Annotated in this window: 8 protein-coding genes; all 8 read right to left on the reverse strand. The window is 57.4% G+C overall.

The window, feature by feature from the left end; translation table 11 throughout:
* Nucleotides 1-8: 8 nt before the first annotated feature.
* Entirely contained in the window at nt 9-1,319 is a 1,311-nt protein-coding gene (locus tag ACUZ9Q_RS04380; RefSeq protein ID WP_449247401.1) for an SPFH domain-containing protein, read from the reverse strand.
* Nucleotides 1,316-1,807, reverse strand: coding sequence for a hypothetical protein (locus ACUZ9Q_RS04385; protein ID WP_215647067.1), 492 nt, complete (start codon nt 1,805-1,807; stop codon nt 1,316-1,318). The genes ACUZ9Q_RS04380 and ACUZ9Q_RS04385 overlap by 4 nt, the downstream gene beginning before the upstream one ends.
* Nucleotides 1,804-3,486, reverse strand: a complete 1,683-nt coding sequence (locus ACUZ9Q_RS04390; protein WP_449247402.1) for an ATP-binding cassette domain-containing protein — start codon at nt 3,484-3,486, stop codon at nt 1,804-1,806. The genes ACUZ9Q_RS04385 and ACUZ9Q_RS04390 overlap by 4 nt, the downstream gene beginning before the upstream one ends.
* 283 nt (nt 3,487-3,769) lie before the next feature.
* On the reverse strand, nt 3,770-4,393 hold the full coding sequence (locus ACUZ9Q_RS04395) for a YcjF family protein (RefSeq protein WP_192111309.1): 624 nt from the start codon (nt 4,391-4,393) through the stop codon (nt 3,770-3,772).
* Nucleotides 4,394-4,433: 40 nt separating this feature from the next.
* Entirely contained in the window at nt 4,434-5,567 is a 1,134-nt protein-coding gene (locus ACUZ9Q_RS04400; RefSeq protein WP_215647064.1) for an ABC transporter substrate-binding protein, read from the reverse strand.
* 281 nt (nt 5,568-5,848) lie between these two features.
* Nucleotides 5,849-6,535 carry a 4'-phosphopantetheinyl transferase family protein gene (locus ACUZ9Q_RS04405; protein WP_449247403.1) on the reverse strand — a complete coding sequence of 229 codons (687 nt, stop codon included), beginning with the start codon at nt 6,533-6,535 and terminating at the stop codon, nt 5,849-5,851.
* 60 nt (nt 6,536-6,595) lie between these two features.
* The gene (locus tag ACUZ9Q_RS04410; protein WP_300553123.1) at nt 6,596-7,312 is read right to left on the reverse strand and encodes a thioesterase II family protein; all 717 of its coding nucleotides are present in this window, start codon (nt 7,310-7,312) and stop codon (nt 6,596-6,598) included.
* Between the two features lie 9 nt (nt 7,313-7,321).
* Nucleotides 7,322-8,458: a KamA family radical SAM protein gene (locus ACUZ9Q_RS04415; RefSeq protein ID WP_215647061.1), complete on the reverse strand. Its 1,137-nt coding sequence runs from the start codon at nt 8,456-8,458 to the stop codon at nt 7,322-7,324.
* Nucleotides 8,459-8,610 lie beyond the last annotated feature (152 nt).

An 8,610-nucleotide genomic window follows, 5' to 3' on the forward strand; every position in this document is an offset into this window, starting at 1 on the left:
GGCCTCCCTTACTGTCTGACAGCGCCGCCACGGTGCGGTTGCAGCAGTGTTTTATTCAACCTCTGGATATAATCCGATACATTTTCTCCGGGGGCGATCCAGCCAGCCCCGGCGGGTGTTTGGGCTTCGGCAGACGCGGCAGAATCCTGCTTTGCTGAGTCGCTACGCGGCCCGTACTTCGGCGCATACTGCGCCCCGGATTGGGAATCGTACTGGATTTGGGGGCGCAGGCCGGAATGTGAATTGGGGCGGAACGGGGGCGTTCTGCCGGGTTCGGGCCGCATCTGCCCTGGCTGAATTTGGCCAGGCCGCATATCCTCGGGCCGCTTCTGGTCTGGGCTGACCGAATCTGTTCCCGACATATCTGGTTTTGCAGGCGTCTGCTGGGTGCCTTGCGCGGGAGCCTTGGGGGCCGCCCCCTGATTGGCCGCCTTGCCAGCGTTTGCGGTATCTGGCGCGGCTGCGCCTGTGGGCGAATCTGCATTGAGGATAACAGGCAGGCCGTCCTTGCCGCCGATCACAACCACCTTGGCATTGGGCGATGTGGCAAGCTCCTTGGTGGCCTGAATACCTTCATAGCGCAGGAAGTTCTGCGTCATGTTCTCGTTGACAAGCGTCTGGTAGGCCTTGATGCCTTCGCCATCAATTGTCTTGCGGCGGGCCTCCTGCTGGGCTTCAAGCAGAATGTACTTGTAGCGCAGGTAGTCCTGCTCCGCTATGAGCTTGCGTTCAATGGCCTCGCGCAGCACTTCGGGCAGGGTGATGCTCTTGACCACGAAGCCCTGAATAAGAACGGGGATGCGTCCCATTTCTTCCACTGCGTCCACCAGCATCTGGTCTTGCAGTTCCTGCCGCGCGGTGGAGTAGAGGTCGTCTGGCCGATAGCTGCCGATTGTTTGCCGCACGGCGGAATTCATGATGGGAATCACGACCTTGTCGCGGTAGTTCGGCCCGATCTCCTGATGCAGGTTGGGCAGGCGGTCGCGGATGATCTGAAAACGCAGCGAAATCTGCACGTTGATGGTCAGGCCGTCCACGGTCAGCACATCGATGTTCTGGGTTTCTTCCTGCACGCGCACATCATAGATATACATGATGTTCCACGGCTGGATGAAATGTATGCCTTCCTCGTAGGTGTGCTGCAACTGTGTGCCGCCGCGAAAGCGCGCGTACAGCACGCCCAGCTCGCCGGGCTTGATGGAAATGACAATACTCGGCCAGAGAAACAGGAGCAGCAGCGTTGCAACAACGCCCGCGACTATGATCCGAAGACGGTTGCGGCGCAACACTTCCCGTATATTTGCACAGACGCTTTTCATTGATCCAACCGGTAGGTTTGCTGTGTATATTGCGCGGAGCCGCGCCAGAACATATCAAGCGTATAGTCTATGCACTGCCTTTCAAACAGAATGCAGCGTTCTTTGTCGTCTTCCGTCTGGCCCATGCAGATATTGTAAAGAATGGGGCACATATCAACATTGAGCACAAATTCGCCAAGACTGGGGCGCGAATGGATTCCCTTGCGGGCGTGGCGCACGAGGCTCTTGACATATTTGTTATTGCAAATCTGGATGCGCTGCCCGTAATCGTGGTTTTCTTCGTAGCATTTCAGCCTGTTCTGAATGGTCTGCGTGTTTTCCGCAGCATTCACTTCAGAGGGCATGGTGTCGCGCACATTGTTGTACAGTTGGCGCACAAGCTGGATATTGGTATTTCCCGTAAGATCCTTGCCTTCTACCTTGGGTGCGGCGCACAGGCACAGCAGGGCCGTCAGGGGGAGGGCAAGCCGCAGAAAATGACCGGTCATGCCTGCGCCCCTTCGCCTGAGGGTCCTTCCACAAAGCCGCCTTCGCGCATGGTCAGCACCCTGTCGGCCACATGGAAATAGCGGTCGTCATGGGATATGGCCAGTATTGTGCCGCCCTGACGGATGATGTCAGGCAGCAGTTCTTCATAAAAATAACGGCGGAAAACAGGGTCGAAGTCTGCGGCCACTTCGTCAAACAGGTAGATATGGCGCTTTTCAAGCAGCGCACAGGCCAGGGCAAGGCGTTTGCGCTGCCCGGCGGAGAGATCAAGCGTGGAGAACGTGCCGTCTTCCAGCAGGCTCACCTTGGTTTCCATGTGCAGGGTGCGCAGCACGTCCGTGAGCTGGCCCGGGGTGATGTTCAGGCCGAGGGGCCGCGAAAACAGGTGGTAGTCTGTGGGCACAATGGTGAAGAGGTTGCGGTAGGATTCCATGTTAACATCGGAAAGCATGACGTTGTTCAGGAACATTTCTCCACTCTCCGGCGCGTACAGCCCGGCCAGTACCTTCATGAAGGTGGACTTTCCCGATCCGTTGCCACCGCGAATGAACACCAGTTCGCCTTTGCGCAGCTCAAAGCTGTCTACAGCAATGCCAAAAAGCCGCATGCCGTTGCGGTCATGGTAGTCAAAACGCACATCGCGCAGAGCGATGGAGTCAAAATCCGGCACAGTGGGGTCGGCCTGCTGCCAGCGCGCCTTGACCCCCGCGTTTTCAAATGGCTCCGTCACGGCGTCTATCTGCGATTCCACGGCTGCAAGTTCCTGCAGGCTCATTTCTACCTTTGCCATCATGGGAACCGAGGTGATCAGGCTGATGAGCGGGCTCAGGCTGAACATGCACAGTACCAGCAGCGAGGAAGTTTCCGACGTTTCGAGGTTCAGAACCTTGGGCATGATAAAAAGTATCAGCCCAAGAATCAGCAGATTGAACATGGCAAAAAATGATATGCCAAGGGCGTGCCTGTGCTCTGTGGCATCGCGGGCTTCTGATGCCACAGAAAGGTCAGGGATGATCTGCTCGCCAAACAGCGCCGTTGTCCTTGGCTTGTGCATCTTGAGTTGCAGCAGCCCGGCGTAAAGGTCGCGCAGCCCCGCGCAGAAGCGCTGGTCGGCCTGCATGGCTGGCCCCATGTGGGCATGCACCTTGTTGATAAGGTGCAGAAAAATCCAGAACCCCATAGCAAGAAAAAGAAAAACGCCCAGCGTACCAGGAATGGAGACCGTTGCCATCTTGGCAAACGAGAGCACAACCATCACCGTATTGGCCGAGGCCGCAACCAGCATTCGGGCCGCTTCAACCACCATTTCGCGCCCGTCCAGCAGGGCGGACTGAATACGGTTTTTGTCCAGCTTTTCATATTCCAGCAGGGAAACGCCGCGCAGCTTGGCGGCAATGCGCATGCGCCATTCCATGATGCCGCGCAGGGCAATCTGCGCCGAGCGCCCTGTGATGTAGCGGAAGAGAAAATAAAAGGAGGCGAGGCTCACCAGAAAAGCAAGAAAAGTGCTGAATTCCAGCCCGTCTTCAGAAAGCTGCTGCAAGCCCTGAAGCACCGAAAATACGGCAAGCCCCTGCATGATGCCTGAGCCGAGGCACGCGGCGGCAATTTTTTTGCCTTCCTCGCCGGCCTGTTCCCACAGAAGTTTCAGAAAAAGAGATTCTTTCAGTTGCAGCATGTGGTTCTGTGGCCCCGGTGTTCAGGTGCGCCGCGCATTACAGTATGCCCGGCGGTCTTGTATGCGCCCCTTTGCAGTGCAGGGGGCCTGGTAAATCAAGCGTCAACGCTGCCGCAGCGGCAGCCACGGCCTTTGCCAAGGCCTGAAAGTTATGCTCTGTCAGCCAATTTGGGCATAAGCGCGGCTGGGTACGGCGAGCGTAATAGCCAACACTTCCGTAAGGGCCAGTTGCCCGGCCCATACGGAAGGCTCCGATTCCCGAAACCGCCAGAGGTCGCCGATATTAGGCCGCGCTGGTGCCCGCTTCTTTGTCAGGGGCTTCAGCGGCGGCTTCGTCCTTGGTTTCTTTTTTCATCTTGTTCTTGATCTTGCCGACCAAGGTTTTGCCTTCCTCAACCTTTTCCTTGAAATAGGTCTTGGCTTCTTCGGCATTGAAATCAATCAGGTTGCCGCCCTTTCTGAAATGGCGGTCAAAAACCCAGCCAAGGGCATAGGTACTGGCGCCGCCCATAATGCTGATGGTGGCCGCGCCCGCGGTGAAGCCAATGACCGGAATGCTTTTCAGCAGCGAGGCGGCCAGGGGCACGCTTGCCGTGGTCAGAAAACCGCCGCAGAGCGAAGAAACGATGGATTTGACGCGTTCTTTTTTGAATTCAACGCCGTGAGCCTCGGCCAGTGCGTGGATAAGCTCAATCTGGAGGGCGGAGAGACCCAGAAAATCTACAAGGGGCACCGGCACAAAGCCAATGCCGATAGCGCCGTATACGCGCTTGCGGATGATGGCGTCCACCACTTCTTCCGAAGGGCAGGCGCGTTCGCACGTTTCCGCTTCAGCAGCGGTTTCGGCCTGGCAGGCCATCTGATCTTCAACGCCGTCGACCTTGTTTTCCAACGTATCTTTTGTCATGTGCAACCTCGTTGTGGCCGGTTTCAGGGTTACGGGAATTCTATTGGGGAACGGCCGTTTTATCAACGCCCGCCAGTGTGACGTCAAAGAGTTCGTCTGCCGAAATGAGCAGAATCAGCGGCAAATCCATGCCCATCTTCTGGGCAGTCACCAGATTCAGTGCAATCTTGGGCGTGTAGGCCGCTGTTTCAAGCTGGGTATTTGGCGGCAACAGGCCAAGCTGGGCGGCAATATGGTCAGCATAAAATTTGCCAAGAGGAACATAATCAAGGGTCGAAAGCCCCATGAGCGCGCCTCTGCGCACATGAACGCTGCCGTCGCGCGCAAAGGTCTTGATGTGGTGGGCGTTGAGCGTGTCAAAGATGGCCTGGGGGTTGGCCTGCGTCCAGTCAAAGCAGTTGAGGGCCGAAATGTAAAAGGCATCCACGCCAGCGGTCAGCAGCCTGTCCACGCCCTTGGTGCACGATTCCATGCTCTCTGCCTTGTCCAGAAAGGGGTATTCCACAAGGGTAAAGCCACGCTCGCGCGCAACTTCGCGCGCTTCCCGCACATTGGAGTATGAAAGGCCCTCGGGGCTGTCGTGATACATGATGCCAAGGCGAAGAAAGGGCAGCGCCTCATGAAACAGGGCAAAGACCTTGAACCATTTATCCTTGGTGTAGCGGATTGTCAGGTTGGCCGCGCCCTTGCCAGTGGCGCGATCCACAATGCCGGCGCCTGCCGGGTCGGCCACGTCAACGCTCATGATGGGCGTTTTGCCGTTGTTTTCAGCCAGCAGGGCCTTGGTGGCCTCTGTTCCCATGCTTATGATGACGTCGATATCCGGATTTTGCATCAGTTTGCGTGCCTCTGCGCGGTAAACGCTCTCAGAGGCATCCCAGCCGGGGCTGATGTACAGTTCGTCCGGCAGGGTGATGCGGTCGGCAACCCCGCGTTGCCGCAGGGCCTTGATGATTTCTTTTTGCAGCAGGGTAAATTCCCAGTACGGCCCGGCTTCAAAATAGGCCGCAACCTTGGGGCGCGAGGGTTTGGGCTGGGAGGACGCCGGGGCAGGCGCTGCCATCTGTTCCACAGGCGCGCGCGGGGGGGCTGCCTGCACATTTGCGCACAGGCATACTGCGCAGCAAAGTGCTGCGGCAAGTGCGGGGAAGAACGATCCGAGGCTGCTGCTCATGGAACAAAATACCCTATGATGCGTTCTTGGTGACACAGAGTGTCCGCCGCTCGGCGGTTCTACCCCAAAACTGGAGTGGAGTTCTTCCAAAATCCGTGCAGAGCAGACAAACGTTTTTTTATGGTAATCTGCGCTATTGGCGGCGTTGGGCCATCCGGAATTTCACACGGGCGCAAAACCATGCGCGCATGTTTCAACATATCAGAGGAAAAGCGGTATCGTCCACATGAATTTGGGGCGCGCATCGGCATTTCTGCATGTTTTTTGGCGGGTTGCAGGAATCAACAGGCAAGGTGGACCACGACGTCCAGGCAGGGGCTATGGGCCGCAACGCTGCACTGGTAACCATCTGTTATTCTGATGTCGCGGCTTGTCCACTGCCCACCACCCTCAAGCATTGCAGCCATGCCGTGAACAGCATTTGCAGTGAAGGATACTATCCAGCCGCTCTCTTGCGGCCCGGTGTGCACGCTGAAGCTTTGCAAGGGCATGCTCAGGCCCATGCCCACAGCCTTGATTACGGCCTCCTTGCGCGTCCAGCAGCGGTAAAAGGCCGCTTGCAGTTCCCCAGGGGGCAGGGACAGCAGGTCTTTTTGCTCCTGCGAATGCAGCTGGCTGGTCAGCTCCGCCGCATCGGGCAGAGGGCGCATCCTTTCCACATCAATGCCCACGCTTGCGCAGCGGCAAAGGGCCACCCACACCATGCTGCCCGAATGGCTGATGGAAAAATCAGCGGATATTCCGGGGCAGAAGGGCTTGCCGTAAGGGGAGCGGGCTAACTCTGCGGCACTGTTCTGCCCAAAGGCGGCGAGCAGCAAACGCCGCGCCAAAGCTCTGCCTGCCAGATGCCGCGCCGCATCTTCTATGCGTACGTAGCGCCCGGCCTCCTGCTGCTCCTGCGGGGTGGTGTGGGGCGCGCACTTGCTGGGCCAGTCCGCAATATTCTCAAGCTCCAGGCCAACGCACAAAATGGATTTTTCCGGGGCGGACGGCGCGCGCCAATTGCAAAAACGTTGCGCCAGCACCGCCTAATCCGTTGTTTGAAGGGTGCGGGTCATGTGGTCTGCCAGTTCCTGCCAGTGGTCCTGAACGTAAAAATGGCCGCCGCTGAAGGTGCGTACCGTGCATTGCGCGTCTGTCAGGTTTTGCCACTGCAGGGCGTCAGCCTCGGTAACGAGGTCATGGCTGCCGATGGTGGTGTGGATAGGCAAGGGCAATGGGCTGTAGGGGGCGGGCTGCCAGCCCTCGATGGCCATAAAATCAGCGCGGAGCACAGGTTCAAGGTAGTTTCTGAAATCCTGCGACTGAGCAATCTCGGGCGGGATGCCGCCCATGCGGGCCACGTAGTCCCACAGCGCGCCTGGGGGAAGCTGATCAACAGGGCGTGAAATCCCGGTGCGCATCAGCCCTGGCGTGGTGGCGGACGAAATGAACAGGGCCTTGGGCAAGGGCAGTGCCGCATCGCAGGCGAAGCGCGCGCAAAGAAAGGCCAGCAGGCCGCCCATGCTGTGGCCAAAAAGGGCGTAAGGGCCAGTGTGGGCGGCGGGGCGTATCTGCTCAAGCAGGTCGCGCCCCATGCTTTCCATGTTGGTAAGCAGCCGCTCCCGGCAGCGGCGGCCTTTGCCCGGCAGTTCCAGAGGTCTTGTAGTGATCCATGCCGGAAAAAGCTCGTTGAACCTCGCATAAAAGGCGGTATTGCCTCCGGCGTGGGGAATGCAGAAAAGTGTTGTAGCCGAGTGTTGCATGTGTTGCGCCTACAGTTCAACCCATCCGGCATCGTCAGCAAGCTTTTGGATGATGATGCGCGAGGCCTGTTCTTCGTGTCCGATGCGGGCATGCATCTGTTTGAGAACAATATTGCCCTCGCTGATGCCGCAGATTTCCAGTTTGCCGATGTCGTGCCCGATTATGTACTTGAAGCGTTTGCCATAGCCGCTGAGTTGCGCCTTGGCCTTATCCACAATGGCAATGCCCTGCTTGAGAGGCAGTTGAAAATGGTGCCGTACCCGCGAAACAGGCATGCACTGGTACAGATAATACGGGTTCACCCCAATGGAAAGCAGGCGGTTCATAAGTTCGACAATGTCTTCCACACTGTCGTTGACGCCGCGCAGCAGCACCGCCTGATTGTTGATGGTGGCCCCGCACAGGCGCAGCCTCTTGATGGCCTCGGTCGAGGTGAGCGTGATCTCTCGCGCATGGTTGTAGTGCGTGGCAATGTACAGAGCCTTGCGCTCGGCAAAGGCGCGCAGGGCGTCCATGAGGGCGTCGTCAAAGATGCGCAGCGGGTAGGTGACAGGAATGCGCGTACCGATACGCACAAAATCCACATGGTCGATCTCGGCCAGCCCCTCCAGCATTTTTTGCAGCACCGGGGTTGCCAGAGTCAGTGGATCGCCGCCGGAAAGAATGACGTTGTTGATCTTGGGATTGTCGGCAATGTATTGCAGCGCCCCGGCAAAGTTGCGCAAGGTCTGCTGGCTGGAGTGCCCCACAATACGGCGGCGAAAGCAGTGGCGGCAGTGCATGGCGCAGCATTCTGTTGTGATCAGCAGTGCAGTGCAGTCGTATTTATGCAGTACGCCATTGCCCTTGTCGTGCTTGTCATCACCGTAGGGATCGGCAGTAGTCGCGCCCATGGATCCGGCAACCACCAGTTCTTCCGCATCAGGAAAGCACATGCGACGGATGGGATCATTGGGATCGTTTTTATCTATAAGGCTCAGATAATAGCGGGGAATGTTGACCGGGTGCACCTTGGCGACTTCACGAAGCGTTGCTTCCTCTTGTGGACTGAAGATGGCGTATTGCTTCAACTGGTCGATGGTGACGACGTTGTTTGCAAGTTCCTTTTTCCAGTCAAGGCATTTCCAGCAAGGTTCAGCGTCCATTATTCCGGCCTCTGTTTGCGGATGGATTTTCTGTTGTTCAGGTGTGTTGGACGTTCCAGAACAACCGGATACAGAGTTATTGTTGAGGAAATGCATTCAATATCCGGTTTGCGTTCTGTTTGTGAATTTACGGCAAAAACTGCCCAAAGTAT

This window comes from Desulfovibrio desulfopostgatei (assembly GCF_053570645.1).